The following is a 16,175-nucleotide window of genomic DNA, read 5'->3' as shown; positions in this document are numbered from 1 at the left end:
GATTATTCGATTAACACAGTCAATAATTCCTTAATAGTTCCAACCAGATATTCTTTATCACCGTCACGAAGAATATAGAGTTTCTTTTCCTCATCAATTTCTATCGATACCAAAGAATCAACATCCATAGAAGCATCAATACCATTTCTACGCAAAGCCTTCTGTACCATGGTATATCTTTCGGATGTTCCTTTCAGACGTACACTCCGATGAAACTGATGGTCGATGCGATACAAGCCCGTGGACTTTTCGAACGCGATACCTTTCCGATGACGGAAGAAATTCTCTAGACTTCCGTCCAGCGCCAAATCTTCCGGAGTACCGGTCATCACCCCCTTTTTTCTATCCATCAGCCATAGCTGATCGGCTATCTGCAAGGCCAATTCCAAATCATGGGTAGAAAGAAAGATCGTCTTATTCATTTCTCTGGACAACCGATGAAGCAAATGCAGGATTTCCACCTTGCTTGGATAATCCAGGAAAGCCGTCGGCTCATCCAAGAAGATGACCGGAGTTTCTTGTGCCAAGGCTTTCGCAATCATCACCTTTTGCCGTTCACCGTCACTCAAAGTATGCACCATCCGTTCCTTCAAGTCCTCTATGCGCACCAATGCAATGGCATCCTCCACTATCCAGCGGTCTTTCTTGGATAAAGTACCCCAAAAGCCTGTATACGGACTACGCCCCATTCCTACCAATTCGGTCACCGTCATATTGCGTAACTGGCATTTCTCCGTCAACACCACTCCGATGACGGTAGCCAATTCCTTATCCCGGTAATCAGACAACCGTCTGCCTTGTATCCAAATGTTACCACTGAGCGGTTTCAAAAACGCGGAAAGCGTTCTCAACAACGTAGATTTTCCGGCTCCATTGGCTCCCAACAAGCAAGTCAGTTCACCACTACAAATCGTAGCATCCATATCCTTGGCTATCACCTTGGTTTCCTTTTTATGGATATAGCCGATAGACAAACCCTGTATTCTGATGGTTTCCTCTTTCATCATTCACTCATATCATTGCGTCGTTTCTTGAACAGCACCGAAACGACCACCGGTGCACCGACTAAAGCCGTCACTGAATTGACAGGCAATGCCCCTTCGAATCCTGGCATTCGGGCTATCAGGTTGCATAGCAATGCCAACGCTGCCCCAGCCAATAAAGAGGCAGGCATCAGAATCCGATGATCGGACGATCGGAAGATGCCCCTGCACAAATGAGGTACCGCCAAGCCCAAGAAAGTGATAGGGCCACAATAAGCCGTAACAATAGCCACCAACACACCCGAACACGCAATAACTTGCAAACGGGCACGCTTGATGTTCAAGCCCAAATTCCTGGCATAGGCATCGCCCAGCAACAATAGGTTCAAGGTCTTTATCAACAGGAAGGACAAAGGCAACAAGACAGCCATGATACAGACAAATACCATCATCTGATTACCAGACACACGGGCAAAACTACCCAAACCCCAAATGACATACGCCCGGATATCTTCTTCTACACTGAAGAATTTCAAGACTCCAATCACCGCATTCGCCACATAGCCTATCATCACCCCAATAATGAGCAAAGTTACATTTCCATGTACCTTTTGCGATACATAAACAATCAATGCCATGATAGACAACGCACCGATAATGGCAGCCATCGTCAGGGCTATTTCACCCATGAATCCCAATCGACTCAAAGCCATCCCTCCGATACTGCCCGATAATAAGACCACAAAAGCGACTCCTAAACTGGCGCCCGAACTGATACCCAATACCGAAGGACCGGCCAACGGATTACGGAATACGGTCTGCATCTGTAAGCCACTTACCGCCAATCCGGCCCCGGCCACCATGGCCGTCAACGCCTGTGGCACACGCGATTTCCAAATGATATTCTGCCAAATGACCGATTCACCCTCGTCCATCCCCCAGAGGATATTCCAGATGGAACGGAAAGGTATATCCACTGAACCTAAAAACAGATTCAGCAGAAACAGTACCCCAATGGATAATGCTAACAACAGTATGTATAAGGTAACCGGCTTTTTCATTTCAACAATTCATAATAAGCAGGTTGATAATCTTCCGGCAGCAGATGCGGATGAAACGCCTTTATCAAATCCGACAGAATCTTTTCTGGCTCTACGGGCATACTTTCATAAAACGGTTTTTCACGCATATTGCAATACACCACTCCCTTCTCCTTGAAAGCACGGAAATCAGCATAACGTTCATCATCTTCCTTCAATACATCGTAGGTGAAAGGCCCCGGATAACTATTGACAATCCGCCAATACTTTGCCTCCGCCGCCTGTTGGTATACGGTTTCGAAATCGAGGGTTACACCACCCGAATCCTCGTTGTCCTTCAAAAAATAATCGGCGCCGGCATCCTTGAACAATTGGGCCAAGAAGCTCTTTCCACCTACTGCATACCAGTTGCCTCCCCGAAGTTCACCACTGAATACTACCGGACGTTCCTTGACTCCAGAAGCCCTGGTCTTCAGTTCATTGTACTTCTTCTCTATTTCAGCAAAACGATGGTTTGCCTTCTCCTCCGTACCTGTCAGCAAACCGATAAACTTCATCCATTCGGCTTGTCCCAAAGGAGTCATTTCCTTGTAGCCTAAATGTGGTATCAATGGAATACTCACTTCCTTCAAGGCATCATATCCTCCTCGTTTAAAAGGAGAAATCAAAATGACATCCGGATTGACAGCCATAATCACCTCATTGTCGAAATTGCCTTCAATACCAATCTTATGGGTACGACCGTCTTTCAATCGGCTGTTCATTTCCTCATTAAACAAATGCCGGGTACTGGTAATGCCGACTACCCGTTCCGTCTCCTCCAACTTGATGAAATTGGACAATTGCAAGGATGTCATACAAATCACGCTTCGTACAGGGACCTCAATCGGTATATACTTATCGGAAACTTGTTTAGGAGTTGTTCCTCTAGGTATCAATACATAATGAAAAGACTGCCCACTTTTATTCTGTGGATCCTGAATGTCCAATAAGCATCCTTCTTCCGTATAAGTAACCCGAAAGCCTTCTGCATACTTCGGCTTTATTTCCTGTACAAAAGCTTGTACGGCCTCTACCTTAGCCGATTCTTTCTGATGCTTCTTACCTTGGCATCCTACCAAGAGGAGCGCCAACATCCATATACTTAATTTTGTCCAACTCTTCATCTGAATCTTTCCTTTTCTAGTTAATTCCACAAATCCATGATATTCTTTTCTCCCCAATACCAATGAGTATATCCGGCTATCACATTCTTATACCGATAGATGGGTGTCTTCACCTCCATGCCTTTGGCATTTTGCAGCACCGCTACCGAAGGACATGCATCCGGACACACCATATCCGAGTAATGAAATTCATGGCCCCGCCATTCTTCACCTGCCATGTCCATTTTCCGATATCCCAAATGCAAACGGGCATTTTGCATGGTACAATCCAATGGCAGGACCCCCGACATCCGATATGTCTTATCTCCTTGCCGATTTGTCAGCGAGCGGGAAAGATAAATCATACCGCCACATTCGGCCAATACTCGTCCTCCACGCTCTGCATACTCTTTCAATTCGTTCATCAGCCGTTCTTGCTTCTGTAATCGGTGGGCAAACAATTCCGGATATCCTCCCGGCAGATATACCAAATCAGCTTCCGGCAAGGCATCACCTTTCAACGGGCTGAAAAAGATTACTTTTCCCAATCGGTTCAGTTGAGCCACGTTTTCCCGATACATGAAATTGAAAGCCGCATCTTTGGCTACTGCTACGGTCATGTTCCCTTGACATTCCGTTTTTTCTACCCCAGCTGTCCACGCAGTAGAACAAACTTCCATCAAGCGGTCTATATCCACATGCTTTTCTATCAGTTCCGCTGCCTGATTCATTTGAGCATCCATCCGCTTCTGTGCGCCCCATGCCAAGCCCAAATGTCGGGAAGGAACTTTCAAAGCTTTCGTGTAGGGTATATATCCCAAACATTCCATACCGATGTCCCGGCAGGCTTCCTTCAAATACTCATAATGCGAGGTTGAAGACACTTGATTGAACACCACTCCGGCTATCCGTACATCCGGTGAGAAACGGGCAAAACCACTGATAAGTGGAGCAACGGAATAAGCAGTAGACCGTGCATTGACCAACAGAATGACCGGTATATCCAGCAGAGCCGCCATCGCCGCACTGCTTCCTTTCATACCCGAGTAACCGTCATAAAGCCCCATAACTCCTTCTACCACACAAACATCTGCGTCCTTTCCATACGAATGATACAAAGAGCGCACATGTCTTTCCGAAGCCAGCCATGTATCCAAATTGACAGAAACATTCCCCGATGCCAAGCTGTGGAATTGGGTATCGATATAATCCGGTCCACATTTATAAGGCTGTACCTTCATGCCTCTATGAGCCAAGGCACGCAGCAAACCCATGGTAAAGGTCGTTTTACCGCTTCCCGAAGAAGCTGCTCCGATGAGGAATTGTGGTTTCATAAACGTATTTTTCTTTTAGGTAACAACTTTTTGTATCCCAACACCAAGCCACTGACACATACCACTAGGCATCCTCCACATAACACCCATATACAGGTGTACCACAACCACTGACGCGCCACCAGCCAAGCCACATCCAAATAATGAATACCATTAAACAACCATTTTCGCATCATCTTGTTGTTATTGAGATAACGGATATATCCTGTTTCAGGATTCACATAATACAAACTCCCATTGGCATCGTCTACCTCAATTTTATAGACAGGCAAATCCAACTCCACTCTACGGGACAAATAATAATTATCGAAATCGTTAAGCAACGAAACCTTCATATATACTTCATCTCCATGTATTTTCTTTAAACCATTCACAATGGTTTGTTCAGGAATAACAAGCGGACGTACATCATCACCCGACGCATCAATCAGCAATTCTTCTTCACCCGTTATAATACGATAAGTAGGAATATCAGCATATCTGCACCATTCCACTTCTTTCAAGTCCGAATAAGTTTCCCTCAACTTGCGATAATCCAACTGATAATCATCTAAAGGCAGCATTCCCTTTCCCCATAAACGGGATGAATTAAAAGAATAATCTCCTTCCATCGGTACCAGCCATTGAGGGACACGCTGCATAGCAAAAATTCCACTGATGGCCCAAGCTATCAAGAATATGCCGAATATCATTCCAAAAGAAAAATGCCAACGATACCAACGCTTTTTATATGGATTTTCCCAGACTTGTTTTTTCTGATAACGTTTTATCCAAAGACAAATCCCCAATATCCATCCGGATAAAGCTGCTATCAGACATATTCCACTGACTATGGCAATGGTGTTCTGCCATACATCCACATTCCGACGGATACAAGGCACATATAATTTATGAGGTATAGCACCTATCCACGCCCAGAAACGCTGCTTAGCGGTAGTCATCTGCAAAACCTCTGCTGTCCTTCCCGATATGAACAATTCATGTCTTTCAGCGTCGTCAAAATAAAATTTATAGATTGGCAACTCTTTATCGTACTTGGTAAAGAGTACCCATTGTTCCCGTTCATTCAAGGTATCTACCCGTTCTATTGGTGCATTTATCCAATGCTTGGCCACCCGTTCAACTATAGGGAAAGTGACACTGGGTGCCTTATCTGTAGAAAACAAAGTTTGTCCTTGAAATTGTTTCAAGGACAAACTTTTTACTTTATCGTCCATTCTTAAACGGACAGACGATAAATCAGGTAATGAAGAAGGTAAGTTTTCTTTTTTATCATACAATAACTTTTCCGATACCTTGGGATAAGGGTGGTAAATCAGTACTATTCCAGTAATGAACCACATTAGAAAAAATACAGCTATGGAGAGACCTGTAATTTTATGCAATTTGAACAAGAAACCTATCACCTTCTTCATCGCTTTCCTGATTTATTAATCTACTAATTACTTTTCCACTTTCATGGCTCTGATAATATCAAAGCAGAAACCACTTTCCAACTTGACGCCTTCTTCTACCATTCCCGTAGCAATGTCATAAATATATACACCAGCACTCAATGCTTCCTGATTAGCGATACCGATGTATGCCTTTCCGCCTACAATCACTGAGCGCTGAGAGAAACGGCCACTACAGTAAGGCAAATCTGTACCGTTGTACTTCACACGTTCTCTGGTGCTGCTATTCAAATCGACAATAGCATAGAAATTGTTTACCGCATCAATACCGGTTGGTTTTACACCACTTGCCAATTCTGCCTTGTGGTTACGTATGTAAACCAATGCCTTTCCGTTGCCTAAATATTGGATGGTGTGCAACTTACCTTCTGGGTTAGGCAAAGCGTTGTAGCCAGCATCGAAGTTGGTTGCACCAGCCTTCATACGCAACAAAGAACCGTATTCAATACCGTCTTTCTTCAAGAGACCAGCCAAATAGAGATTACCATTTTCATCGTACATCACTGTGTTCTGCATCAATTCACCATATGCGCTGGCTGTAGATTCAAGCGCGAGGTTGGCATCCACTTCATTGACTTGCGTTACTTTCATGGTCTTAGGATCTGGAATAACTGCCACGCACAATTTAGATTTTTCAGCATCGGTAATACCTTCGCCATTCTTGGCAATAAAGAAGTATAGCAAATCACCCGATTCCTTACGATAAGTCAAGATACCCGAAGTAGAAAGGTCTGTGTAACCTGCTGGAATGGTCAGGTTCAGTACACCATTATCGATAATCTGCATGTTCTCTTCATTCAATTTCACCCAATACACCATCGTCTTGTCACCGTTTGTTCCCATAAGCAACAATGTCTTATTATCATCTATCCAAGCGTGTGTATATTTACGACCAGCGAATGTCGGTGTAACCTTCTCACCGTTCACATCAATCTCCTTCATACCTGCTTGAGGAACACTCACTTCATCTGCTACGTATTCATCACCGCTTGCATCAACAGCAAAACGGAACTTGACGAAAGCACCACCCGTTTCCGGAATCTGATAATGATACTCACCCTTCGTAATACTTTCCATGGTGTACTTGCTGGTCAATTCATAACCTTTGCTTGTAAACTGCACCATCGGTTGATCTGCATTCAGTGAAGTTACACTTCTCACGAATGTACCGTTCTTATTCATACTCATGCCACCATGCTTTACGGGGCATACATACAACTCAAAACGATAATCAGCGATGTCTTCTACCGGTACATCCGGTTCTATAGGAGTCGGATCATCATCTTTCTCACAAGCTGTAAAAGAAACAGCCATTACGCAAGCCATAAAGGCCATCAAAACAAATTTGAATTTTTTCATTTTCTCTTTATTTTAATTAATGGTTAATTAATGAATAATCTGAATTTTGCAAAGAATGCCCGTCCTGGCTTTTGAAGCATATAGTTATCATAAACCAATCTATCGAACAGATTAGTGCATTCCAATGACAGATTGTATCGTCCATCCTTCCAACTATACTGAATGGCAGTATTGATAAGGTTCTGCTCTGGGATACGGGGTTTTGTCTTGGCGGAACCATAAGCCTCCCACGTCAAGTAAAACCAATGTACCCATTGATAGTCTATACTTAATTTTAACCTACTATCCGGTAGCAAGACGTTGTGGAAAGAATACGAGGCCTCCGCATTGACAAATGCCCAAGGCTTATTAGGGACACGGTTATTATAAGTAGCAGATAAAGCCCCGCTCTCCAAGTACTTCCTTTGGTCGCGAGAGTCCTGATAGCTGGCATTGAGCATCAAGCCCAACTTATCCGCCCAATCATATCGCACTTCGCCTTCCACTCCTTTAATGTGAACCGCTTCCACGTTTTCGTATTGCATCATCCCTTCCTGTTCTTTCACCGTAGCCTTGATGTAGTCATCCACCAGACGGATGAACCCATTCACTTCATAATAAAGATGATGAGAGGGAGCCAATGTAATATTTCCGAACAGACCGAGATTGAAATTCTCACTGCTTTCAGGACGCAAGGCAATATTGGGATAAATCGTAGAACCGTTTCCCAACAATTCGCGTGCGATAGGCAGACGTACACTGTGTTCGTAAGACGCCTTTATCGCCCACGGCTCACTCACCGTAAAGCGTGTACCCACACCATACCCCCAATAACTCTGTGTATTGCTAGGCTTTACTGCATCCGAACCTGTTATGAACGACAATTCAGTCTGTTCCACCTTCAAGTGATTGATGTAGTCCTTCAAAAAGAATACATTATTGAGTTTTCCATTAAGGAACGACTGATTATAGGACAATCCCACAATGTGCTTAACCAATACATCATTGGTAGGCACATAAGTCTTGTCCATATCATCGTATTGCTTGTTTCCTGCACGGTTCAGCACATAGTTCAAGTTTAGGGAATGCTTGTCATTAAAACGGTATTCGACATTTGAACGCACGATTGTCATCGGGCGCTTGTAGTGGCGCAACGATTTGCCGCGCCCACGGATTTCACTGGAAGCATTTTTAATGTAGGAACCATCCCAATAATATTTGCGGAACACAGTATCTACCGTTTGCGAATGATCCCATGTTTGCGAAAGAGAAACATGAACATCCAAGTTCTTGACGAGAAAATCCGCTTTGTTATACCGCACGGATACATTAGCCGATTTCGTATTTCTCTCTGCCATACCATAGACCCACGACTGCACAGAACCAGTTTGAAGTTCCTTGTCAATCTTAGAGACAGAAGCCGACACGAAGAATTCATCGGTCCACGACTTGTCTGTCACACCGGCTTCCAGCTGACCGAACAAGGAAAAATAATCATCATGAAAACGTCGGCAGTCTTTCGTCACGAAGGAAGCCTTGTCTTCACTAGGAACTTCCATATTTTTCATTATATAATCATTCTTTGAATAATTCACACTAACCACCGGCTTGATAATGATTCCAGTCTTGGGTGTCACATATCGTGCATTGAAGTTGAATTGGTGGGTATGAAAAGAACCTATGCTATAGGACGCATCTAAAAAATTTTGTTGTTGTTGATTAGTAATAATATTTATAGCACCTCCCAAAGCATCGGAACCAAGATGTGCAGGAATAACTCCTTTATAGACTTCTATACGTTCAATAATGTTAGTAGGAAGATTGGCCAATGTTACACCAGTACCTTTGGAATCGAGCGGCATACCGTCCAAAAAGTATCGGATGGAGTTACCGGACAAGCCATTGATAGAAAGGTCATAATCCGAACCTACGCCACCTTCCTCACGCACTTTTACGCCAGTTGTCTTATTGACGATGGTATTCAGGCTCTGTGTGGTATTAACCAGCGGCTTTATGTTCATGGCGTTGACAGCATACGCTCCTTCACGCAATTGCTGAGCCTTACTCTTGCCATATACAGTTACTGATGCTAACGAAACCGCATCCTCTTTTAGAATGAAGTTTATTACACTATCCTTTTGTAAGTTAATTTCATGCTCTTGGGAAACAAATCCCAACATTGAGACATCCAGAATGCATTTCCCTTTATTTACAGATAAGGCATAATATCCGTTATTGTCAGTACTAGTACCAATAGGAGCCCCTTTTACAGCCACGGTTGCTGCAATGATGGGAACACCATTATTATCCTTAACCACACCTGAAAGCTTAACTTTCGATTGAGCATAAGCAGTGGTATACACACAAATAAGAAGTAACAGACACGCAATTCTTGATTTGGTCATATTATTTTGTTTCTAAAGTTAAATATGTTACTTCGGGAAACAAAACTGAACATTCAAGAATGACGAATCCTTACTAAAAGCGTCCTATAATGATATAAGGAAACAAGAAGAAATCCTCCAATATTGTGTTCTGAAGCTTTTATTACCCGAAAGCTTTTCAAACTACGAATTGGCAGGTCTTCTGGCTCGTTCCATCTTTGATGCCTTCCCATCCTTTAAGGACAGTGGCTCTTGCGGTAATCAAAGACATTTACGGAACTTACAGCAGCGGTGTCTGCTCAGGATTTTCACCTGATTCCCTTTTCACTCATCACTCCAAGAGATAGAGGTGAGCACCAAATTCGCCACAAAGATATTAACTTTTTTTGATATCTCAAAATAAATCTGTATTTTTGCACCTTAGGATTAAGGTGTTTGAGGTAGCATCAGTCGCCAAGAATGAAAAGGGAACATCGGTGAAAATCCGAGACTATACCCGTAGCTGTGAGTTTCATTACACTCCGTGCTTTCTCAATGGTCACTGCCCGCAGGGTGGGAAGGCCGCACGGAGGAAACAAGTCAGAAGACCTGCCTTTATCTGTTTTTTAGATGCTTTCGGGAGATAGAGCGTCAAAGATTAAGTCTGCAAAAGGATAGATTTCATCTGCAACATTCCCCGCAAGTATCATAGGCGTGCAATTTATAAATTAGTGCATTATGATACAGACAGTAGTAAAGAGAGATGGTCGCATCGTGGGCTTCAACCGCGAGAAGATCGCTGCAGCCATTCGCAAGGCGATGCTTACGACCGAGGCAGGCGAGGATGAGGTTCTCGTCTATAAAATTGTTGACCGCATAGAGTTCCGAGGTAAGGAGCAATCTTCCGTGGAAGAGATTCAGGATATGGTCGAGTTGGAGTTAATGGCCTCGCCACGCAAGGAGGTTGCCAAGAGCTATATCGCTTATCGTGACAAGCGAAGCATTGCCCGAAAGGCAAAGACTCGCGAGATGTTCCTCGAAATTGTGGAGGCGAAATCGAATGATGTAACGCGCGAAAATGCCAATATGAATGCCGATACTCCTGCAGGTATGATGATGAAGTTCGCATCGGAAACTACCAAACCCTTTGTCGATGATTATCTTCTCTCGGAGCAAACTTTGTGGGCGGTAAGAAATAATTATCTGCATATTCACGATAAGGACTACTATCCAACAAAATCGCTCACATGTATTCAACATCCGTTGGATAAGATTCTTGAGCAAGGCTTTCAGGCAGGTCACGGCGAGAGTCGTCCTACGAAGCGTATCGAGACGGCTTCGATTATGGCTTGTATCTCGATGGAAACCGTGCAGAACGAGATGCATGGTGGACAGGCTATCCCTGCGTTTGACTTCTATCTGGCACCATACGTGCGCCGTAGCTATATAGAGGAGGTTAAGACTATCGAGAAGTTGACAGGTATCGATCTTAAGCACCTCTATGATGCGCCGATTGAGGATTATATAGCACGTGATTTGGATTTCTTGCAAGGTGATGAGCGATTTAAGCAGCACGCTATCAATCGCACTATCAACCGTGTGCATCAGTCTATGGAGGCCTTTATCCACAATATGAATACAATCCACTCTCGTGGCGGTAATCAGGTCGTCTTTTCATCTATCAATTATGGCACCGACACCTCTGCCGAAGGTCGTTGTATTATCCGCGAGTTGTTGCAGTCAACCTACGAGGGTGTGGGTGGTGGTGCTACGGCAATCTTCCCTATTCAGATTTGGAAGAAGAAGCGAGGTGTGAGCTATCTGCCTGAGGATCGTAACTACGACCTTTACCAAATGGCTTGCAAGGTTGCAGCACGCCGTTTCTTTCCCAACTTTGTGAATCTGGATGCAACATACAATCAGCATGAGAAGTGGAGAGAGGATGATCCTAAGCGTTATCAGTATGAGGTTGCGACAATGGGTTGCCGTACACGAGTATTTGAGAACCGTTTTGGCGAGAAGACCTCTATCGCACGTGGTAACCTTTCGTTCTCTACGATCAATATAGTGCGCCTTGCTATCGAGTGTATGTCTATCGAGGATAAGAGTCGCCGTATAGAGAGCTTCTTCGCCAAGTTGGATGAGCTGTTGGAGATTACAGCCAAGCAGCTTTGTGACCGTTACGATTTCCAGAAAACGGCTCTTGCCAAGCAAACTCTCGCGCCTTTTCCATCTATCTTTTCCATCAGCTCCTTGTAGGCTGTACTTTCCATCTGAATTACTTCCATATCATGCTCTTGTTTTTCGTTTCTGATGCGAATTTCGGGGATTTCCAAGAGGGCGTTTAACAACTCACTAATGACACACGGAAGATTTTCTTGAATTTGTCCGGCTGTTGCACCGTCAAGTGTGCCAGATACGGCAACAAGGGTGAGAAAAACGCAGAATCTGCATATTGCAGGCTACTTTTGCAGCAAACAAATTTTATCGCGTATGGAAGTAGTAACTATTGAGAAAAAGACATTTGAAGCGATGCTCACGGAGATGAGGTCGCTGACAGAGAAAGTTTACACCCTGCAACACAAGTGTAATGAGAAACGGTTGGCACAATGGCTGGACGGACAGGAGGTCTGCTTACAGCTCCGTATCAGTCCACGTACATTGCAGACCATGAGGGATAATCGTCTGATTGGGTACACCCAAATCAACCGCAAGTTTTACTATTCTCCCGAAGAGGTTGTAAGACTATTGCCATTAGTAAAGACTATGTTTCCCAAGTAAGAATTTATAAACCACTAAATCCAAAGCAGAATGATGAACAAGAAAGTATTGACATTGAACGATGAGCCGATTGCCTCCATCTACTACACAATGAAGGAGTGCAACAAGAAGCTGGGCACGATAATCCGTGAACACCGCCCGTTGATGGACGGCAACCGGTATTTGACAGACAAGGAGGTGTCGCAAATAATGAAAGTAAGCCGCCGAACCTTGCAGGAATATCGGAATGCCATGACCTTACCTTATATACATTTAGGAGGTAAGGTGCTTTATCGGGAACAGGATATTCAGAAACTTTTGGCGGACAATTACAAGAAACCGATTAACCATAATACTACCTAAAACGAAAGACGGACAATCTCGCATTTGGGATTGTCCGTCTTTCGTTGGTTGCTACTCAGCAACTATAACCACCGTTAGGAATATGGATGTATAATTGCCGTTCGGGAGTTTTCTTCTCATACACCTTATTTATAATCCACTTGCGAAAGATGTCAGTGTAATAGGTGTTCAGTCGGAAAGCAATGGGGATTATCATTTCCAATGAATAGACATCAGCCGTATTCCCGTTATCCATGTGGATATACTTGCAGACTTCGTAATCGTTGAGTATATCAGCCTTTCGGATAGTCTTTATTGCACTGACAACTGCCGTGCCGCTTACATTGAACGCTTCGGCTATTTCCCACACGGTCATCCATATTCCGTCACCCAATTCGTTATCTATATAGTTACCTGTCGGGGCAGTGGTAACGATTACCGCTTTACTCTCTATTTTTATGATGTTCCGTTTCATAGCAACCTCCTTCTATAAAGCATTAGCAACATACTCTTCGATATTTCCCAATCGTGTAGATAGGTTTTCCATATCCTGATTGAGTTTCTCTTTTGTAATTTTGGCGTAAATCTGTGTAGTGGTAATGTTCTTGTGTCCGAGGATAGAACTAACCGTTTCAATGGGCACGCCATTGGTCAGACATATTTCAGTTGCCATTGTATGGCGGCTCATGTGAAAGCTGATTTTCTTGGTGATGCCGCATTCCTTTATCATCTTTCCCATACGCTTGCATATTGACCAATAGTTGAGATTGGGAAATACAAGATTGTTTTCCTGAAAAGCCTTGTAACGCTCGATTATCTGCAAGGGAATATCCAGCAGCTTTACCTGAAACGGTACACCCGTCTTGTGTCGTTTGGAAATAATCCATTTCTCACCGTTCACTTCCACAATCTGGTCATTGTTTAATTCCTTTATATCCACGAATGACAGGGCGGTAAAACTGGCGAAAACAAAAATATCACGGAGATAGGAGTTCTTGGGGTCTTTGAACTGAAATTCCATTAATGTTTTCAGCTCATTCTCCGTCAGATATTCACGCTCTTTCGTGTTCGGGCTTATATGGAACTGGGCAAACGGATTTCTCGGTATATGTCCGTTGAAATGCGCTCGCATCACCACACCTTTCAGCCACATGCAGTTTTCCCATATCGAACCGTTGTGCAGTCCGGCTTCGTTGGAAAGGAACACGGCGAACTCCTTGATGAAGTCGGGCGTAAGTTCAGGCATGGAGATGTCGTTCCGCTTGTAATGTGACCTGATGAATGCCGCCACATGGTTTCTTGCCCGTACCCTTGCCATATAGGTAGCCCTGACCCTGTCTTTTCCGACACGCTTCTTGAACACTTCATTTTCCTTATCGAAAGCACCGAGCAATGTTTCATACTCACCGCCCAATCCCTGATAGGCATTGCGTACCATTTCTGCCGTTACATACGCTTCACGGTCGGATATACGCTGGTAATGCTTGATGATTTGAGCCTTGATGTTGTCAAGCACAAGATTGGTTTCCCTCGCTTCCATACTCTTGCCCTTTGCCTTGTTCCCTTTGGCATCCCAAAGCTCTTTCGGGATAGTCCGTTTGCAGCTGAACTGTGCTACCGTTCCGTTGATTGTAACTCGTCCCATGATGGGGACAATTCCGTTCTTTTCCTTACTGCCGTTCACGTAGAACAGCACCTTGAATGTGCTTCTTGCCATACTCGTTTCTTTTTGGTTGCAAAACTATAAATCAACGAGTTACCTATTGATAAGCAAAGCTGCGCAGAACGCCGCAAAATGAAACAGGGACTGTTAAATCTGCACTTTCATCGGGTAATGATTAGGAAACCGTTCTTTTGCTTTAATCTGCTTTAAGACGGTTTTCAACTGTCTGCCCAACTTCTGCGTTTTTCTTCTAACTCCCTAATTATCAAATCCTGTTGCGTTAATCTGCTGCAATTCGGCGGATATTCCAGAGATTTTTTGTAAGTTTGCAAGCGATTAAAGGAACATTTTAATACAGACATTAAATACAATAGTTATGCAAACAATTGACAATTTCAATTTTGCCGGCAAAAAGGCATTTGTAAGAGTTGACTTTAACGTTCCATTGGACGAAAACTTCAACATCACCGACGACACTCGTATGCGTGCCGCTCTTCCTACATTAAAGAAGATCTTAGCGGATGGTGGTAGCGTAATTATCGGTTCTCACCTAGGTCGTCCGAAAGGCGTTACTGAGAAGTTCTCCTTGAAACACATATTGAAACACCTTTCTGAGTTGTTAGGTGTAGATGTTCAGTTCGCGAACGATTGTATTGGCGAAGAAGCCGGCGCTAAAGCTGCCGCTTTGCAACCGGGCGAAGCTTTGTTGCTTGAGAACCTTCGTTTCTACGCTGAGGAAGAAGGCAAACCAAGAGGTTTGGCTGAAGACGCTTCCGACGAGGAGAAGAAGGCAGCCAAGAAAGCCGTTAAAGAAAGCCAGAAAGAGTTCACTAAGCGATTGGCCTCTTACGCAGATTGCTATGTAAACGACGCGTTCGGTACCGCTCACCGCGCTCACGCTTCTACGGCTTTGATCGCAGACTACTTCGATACGGACAATAAGATGTTCGGTTATTTGATGGAGAAGGAAGTTAAGGCTGTCGATAAGGTAATGAACGACATCCAACGTCCGTTCACCGCTATCATGGGTGGTTCTAAGGTTTCTTCCAAGATCGAGATCATCGAGAACTTGTTGAACAAGGTAGACAACTTGATCATCACGGGCGGTATGACTTATACTTTCACGAAAGCGCAAGGCGGTAAGATCGGTAAGTCTATCTGCGAGGATGATAAGCTGGATCTTGCTCTCGACTTGATCAAGAAAGCGAAAGAAAAAGGCGTAAACTTGGTATTGGCTGTCGACGCTAAGATCGCTGATGATTTCAGTAACGACGCTAAGACTGATTTCGCTCCTGTTAACGAGATTCCTGATGGTTGGGAAGGTCTTGACATAGGTCCGAAGACTGAGGCTATCTACGCTGACGTTATCAAGAACTCTAAGACGATCCTTTGGAACGGTCCTACGGGTGTATTCGAGTTCGAGAACTTCACGCACGGATCTCGTTCGGTTGGCGAGGCTATCGTTGAGGCTACGAAGAACGGCGCTTTCTCTTTAGTAGGTGGTGGCGACTCTGTAGCTTGCGTTAACAAATTCGGTTTGGCTAACGGCGTATCTTACGTTTCTACAGGTGGTGGCGCTCTTCTTGAGGCTATCGAAGGTAAGGTTCTTCCGGGTATCGCAGCTGTAAAAGGCGAGGCTTACAAATAATCAGATAAGTAAGTGATTTAATAAGAAATCCCCCGGGACGCTCGGTATTCTGAAGTGACCCCCAAAAGTTGGACGGGTTAAACATTATCCAGTAATTGAAAGAGT

The 16,175-nt window shown here is 44.0% G+C and carries 12 protein-coding genes, 1 pseudogene and 2 riboswitches; of the genes and pseudogenes, 4 read left to right on the top strand and 9 right to left on the bottom strand.

Going from position 1 to position 16,175, the window contains the following annotated elements; all coding sequences use genetic code 11:
* Nucleotides 1–2: 2 nt before the first annotated feature.
* Genes E5342_RS15600 through E5342_RS15570 form a run of 7 tightly spaced genes read right to left on the bottom strand, consistent with a single transcriptional unit; the run spans nucleotide 3 to nucleotide 9,699 of the window.
* The gene (locus E5342_RS15600; protein ID WP_236651351.1) at nucleotides 3–1,007 is read right to left on the bottom strand and encodes an ABC transporter ATP-binding protein; all 1,005 of its coding nucleotides are present in this window, start codon (nucleotides 1,005–1,007) and stop codon (nucleotides 3–5) included.
* Nucleotides 1,004–2,044 carry a FecCD family ABC transporter permease gene (locus E5342_RS15595; RefSeq protein WP_121735714.1) on the bottom strand — a complete coding sequence of 347 codons (1,041 nt, stop codon included), beginning with the start codon at nucleotides 2,042–2,044 and terminating at the stop codon, nucleotides 1,004–1,006. Before E5342_RS15595 ends, E5342_RS15600 begins: the two co-directional genes overlap by 4 nt.
* Nucleotides 2,041–3,189: an ABC transporter substrate-binding protein gene (locus E5342_RS15590; protein ID WP_121735715.1), complete on the bottom strand. Its 1,149-nt coding sequence runs from the start codon at nucleotides 3,187–3,189 to the stop codon at nucleotides 2,041–2,043. The genes E5342_RS15595 and E5342_RS15590 overlap by 4 nt, the downstream gene beginning before the upstream one ends.
* 20 nt (nucleotides 3,190–3,209) lie before the next feature.
* Nucleotides 3,210–4,502 carry a cobyrinate a,c-diamide synthase gene (locus E5342_RS15585; RefSeq protein WP_135959736.1) on the bottom strand — a complete coding sequence of 431 codons (1,293 nt, stop codon included), beginning with the start codon at nucleotides 4,500–4,502 and terminating at the stop codon, nucleotides 3,210–3,212.
* Nucleotides 4,499–5,917, bottom strand: a complete 1,419-nt coding sequence (locus E5342_RS15580; RefSeq protein ID WP_135959735.1) for a PepSY domain-containing protein — start codon at nucleotides 5,915–5,917, stop codon at nucleotides 4,499–4,501. The genes E5342_RS15585 and E5342_RS15580 overlap by 4 nt, the downstream gene beginning before the upstream one ends.
* 27 nt (nucleotides 5,918–5,944) lie before the next feature.
* Complete coding sequence (locus tag E5342_RS15575; protein ID WP_246867134.1) at nucleotides 5,945–7,282, bottom strand: hypothetical protein; 1,338 nt, start codon at nucleotides 7,280–7,282, stop codon at nucleotides 5,945–5,947.
* Nucleotides 7,283–7,338: 56 nt separating this feature from the next.
* The gene (locus E5342_RS15570; protein WP_121735719.1) at nucleotides 7,339–9,699 is read right to left on the bottom strand and encodes a TonB-dependent receptor; all 2,361 of its coding nucleotides are present in this window, start codon (nucleotides 9,697–9,699) and stop codon (nucleotides 7,339–7,341) included.
* 154 nt (nucleotides 9,700–9,853) lie between these two features.
* A riboswitch (cobalamin riboswitch) is annotated at nucleotides 9,854–10,055 on the bottom strand.
* A 35-nt stretch (nucleotides 10,056–10,090) separates the two neighbouring features.
* Nucleotides 10,091–10,288: riboswitch (cobalamin riboswitch) on the top strand.
* 107 nt (nucleotides 10,289–10,395) lie between these two features.
* On the opposite strand from E5342_RS15570, the pseudogene nrdD reads away from it, so the two are divergent.
* The 3 genes and pseudogenes from nrdD to E5342_RS15555 all read left to right on the top strand — a co-directional run.
* Nucleotides 10,396–11,901 (top strand): annotated as a pseudogene (nrdD, locus tag E5342_RS15565) (anaerobic ribonucleoside-triphosphate reductase); the annotation flags it as partial.
* Nucleotides 11,902–12,150: 249 nt separating this feature from the next.
* Complete coding sequence (locus E5342_RS15560; RefSeq protein WP_121735721.1) at nucleotides 12,151–12,438, top strand: helix-turn-helix domain-containing protein; 288 nt, start codon at nucleotides 12,151–12,153, stop codon at nucleotides 12,436–12,438.
* Between the two features lie 33 nt (nucleotides 12,439–12,471).
* Nucleotides 12,472–12,780 carry a helix-turn-helix domain-containing protein gene (locus tag E5342_RS15555; RefSeq protein ID WP_432707223.1) on the top strand — a complete coding sequence of 103 codons (309 nt, stop codon included), beginning with the start codon at nucleotides 12,472–12,474 and terminating at the stop codon, nucleotides 12,778–12,780.
* Between the two features lie 55 nt (nucleotides 12,781–12,835).
* Here E5342_RS15555 and E5342_RS15550 read toward each other — a convergent pair whose 3' ends face one another.
* Both E5342_RS15550 and E5342_RS15545 read right to left on the bottom strand, forming a co-directional pair.
* On the bottom strand, nucleotides 12,836–13,234 hold the full coding sequence (locus tag E5342_RS15550; protein WP_135959732.1) for a RhuM protein: 399 nt from the start codon (nucleotides 13,232–13,234) through the stop codon (nucleotides 12,836–12,838).
* Between the two features lie 12 nt (nucleotides 13,235–13,246).
* On the bottom strand, nucleotides 13,247–14,476 hold the full coding sequence (locus tag E5342_RS15545) for a site-specific integrase (protein ID WP_135959731.1): 1,230 nt from the start codon (nucleotides 14,474–14,476) through the stop codon (nucleotides 13,247–13,249).
* Between the two features lie 322 nt (nucleotides 14,477–14,798).
* Here E5342_RS15545 and E5342_RS15540 point away from each other — a divergent pair, with 322 nt between their 5' ends.
* Nucleotides 14,799–16,070 (top strand): phosphoglycerate kinase, encoded by a 1,272-nt coding sequence (locus E5342_RS15540; RefSeq protein WP_121735724.1) that lies wholly within the window; start codon nucleotides 14,799–14,801, stop codon nucleotides 16,068–16,070.
* The last annotated feature ends 105 nt before the right edge of the window (nucleotides 16,071–16,175 follow it).

The sequence above is a fragment of the Parabacteroides distasonis genome (assembly GCF_004793765.1).
Classification (GTDB): domain Bacteria; phylum Bacteroidota; class Bacteroidia; order Bacteroidales; family Tannerellaceae; genus Parabacteroides; species Parabacteroides distasonis_A.
The sequence above is the reverse complement of the archived record's forward strand: the minus strand, read 5'-3'. Positions and strand labels throughout refer to the sequence as shown.

Coding starts and splice junctions, on each gene's coding strand:
- E5342_RS15585 (WP_135959736.1), bottom strand. CDS start 4,502: ATGAAACCACAATTCCTCATCGGAGCAGCTTCTTCGGGAAGCGGTAAA.
- E5342_RS15550 (WP_135959732.1), bottom strand. CDS start 13,234: ATGAAACGGAACATCATAAAAATAGAGAGTAAAGCGGTAATCGTTACC.
- E5342_RS15580 (WP_135959735.1), bottom strand. CDS start 5,917: ATGAAGAAGGTGATAGGTTTCTTGTTCAAATTGCATAAAATTACAGGT.
- E5342_RS15540 (WP_121735724.1), top strand. CDS start 14,799: ATGCAAACAATTGACAATTTCAATTTTGCCGGCAAAAAGGCATTTGTA.
- E5342_RS15555 (WP_432707223.1), top strand. CDS start 12,472: ATGAACAAGAAAGTATTGACATTGAACGATGAGCCGATTGCCTCCATC.
- E5342_RS15590 (WP_121735715.1), bottom strand. CDS start 3,189: ATGAAGAGTTGGACAAAATTAAGTATATGGATGTTGGCGCTCCTCTTG.
- E5342_RS15595 (WP_121735714.1), bottom strand. CDS start 2,044: ATGAAAAAGCCGGTTACCTTATACATACTGTTGTTAGCATTATCCATT.
- E5342_RS15570 (WP_121735719.1), bottom strand. CDS start 9,699: ATGACCAAATCAAGAATTGCGTGTCTGTTACTTCTTATTTGTGTGTAT.
- E5342_RS15545 (WP_135959731.1), bottom strand. CDS start 14,476: ATGGCAAGAAGCACATTCAAGGTGCTGTTCTACGTGAACGGCAGTAAG.
- E5342_RS15600 (WP_236651351.1), bottom strand. CDS start 1,007: ATGATGAAAGAGGAAACCATCAGAATACAGGGTTTGTCTATCGGCTAT.
- E5342_RS15575 (WP_246867134.1), bottom strand. CDS start 7,282: ATGGCTTGCGTAATGGCTGTTTCTTTTACAGCTTGTGAGAAAGATGAT.
- E5342_RS15560 (WP_121735721.1), top strand. CDS start 12,151: ATGGAAGTAGTAACTATTGAGAAAAAGACATTTGAAGCGATGCTCACG.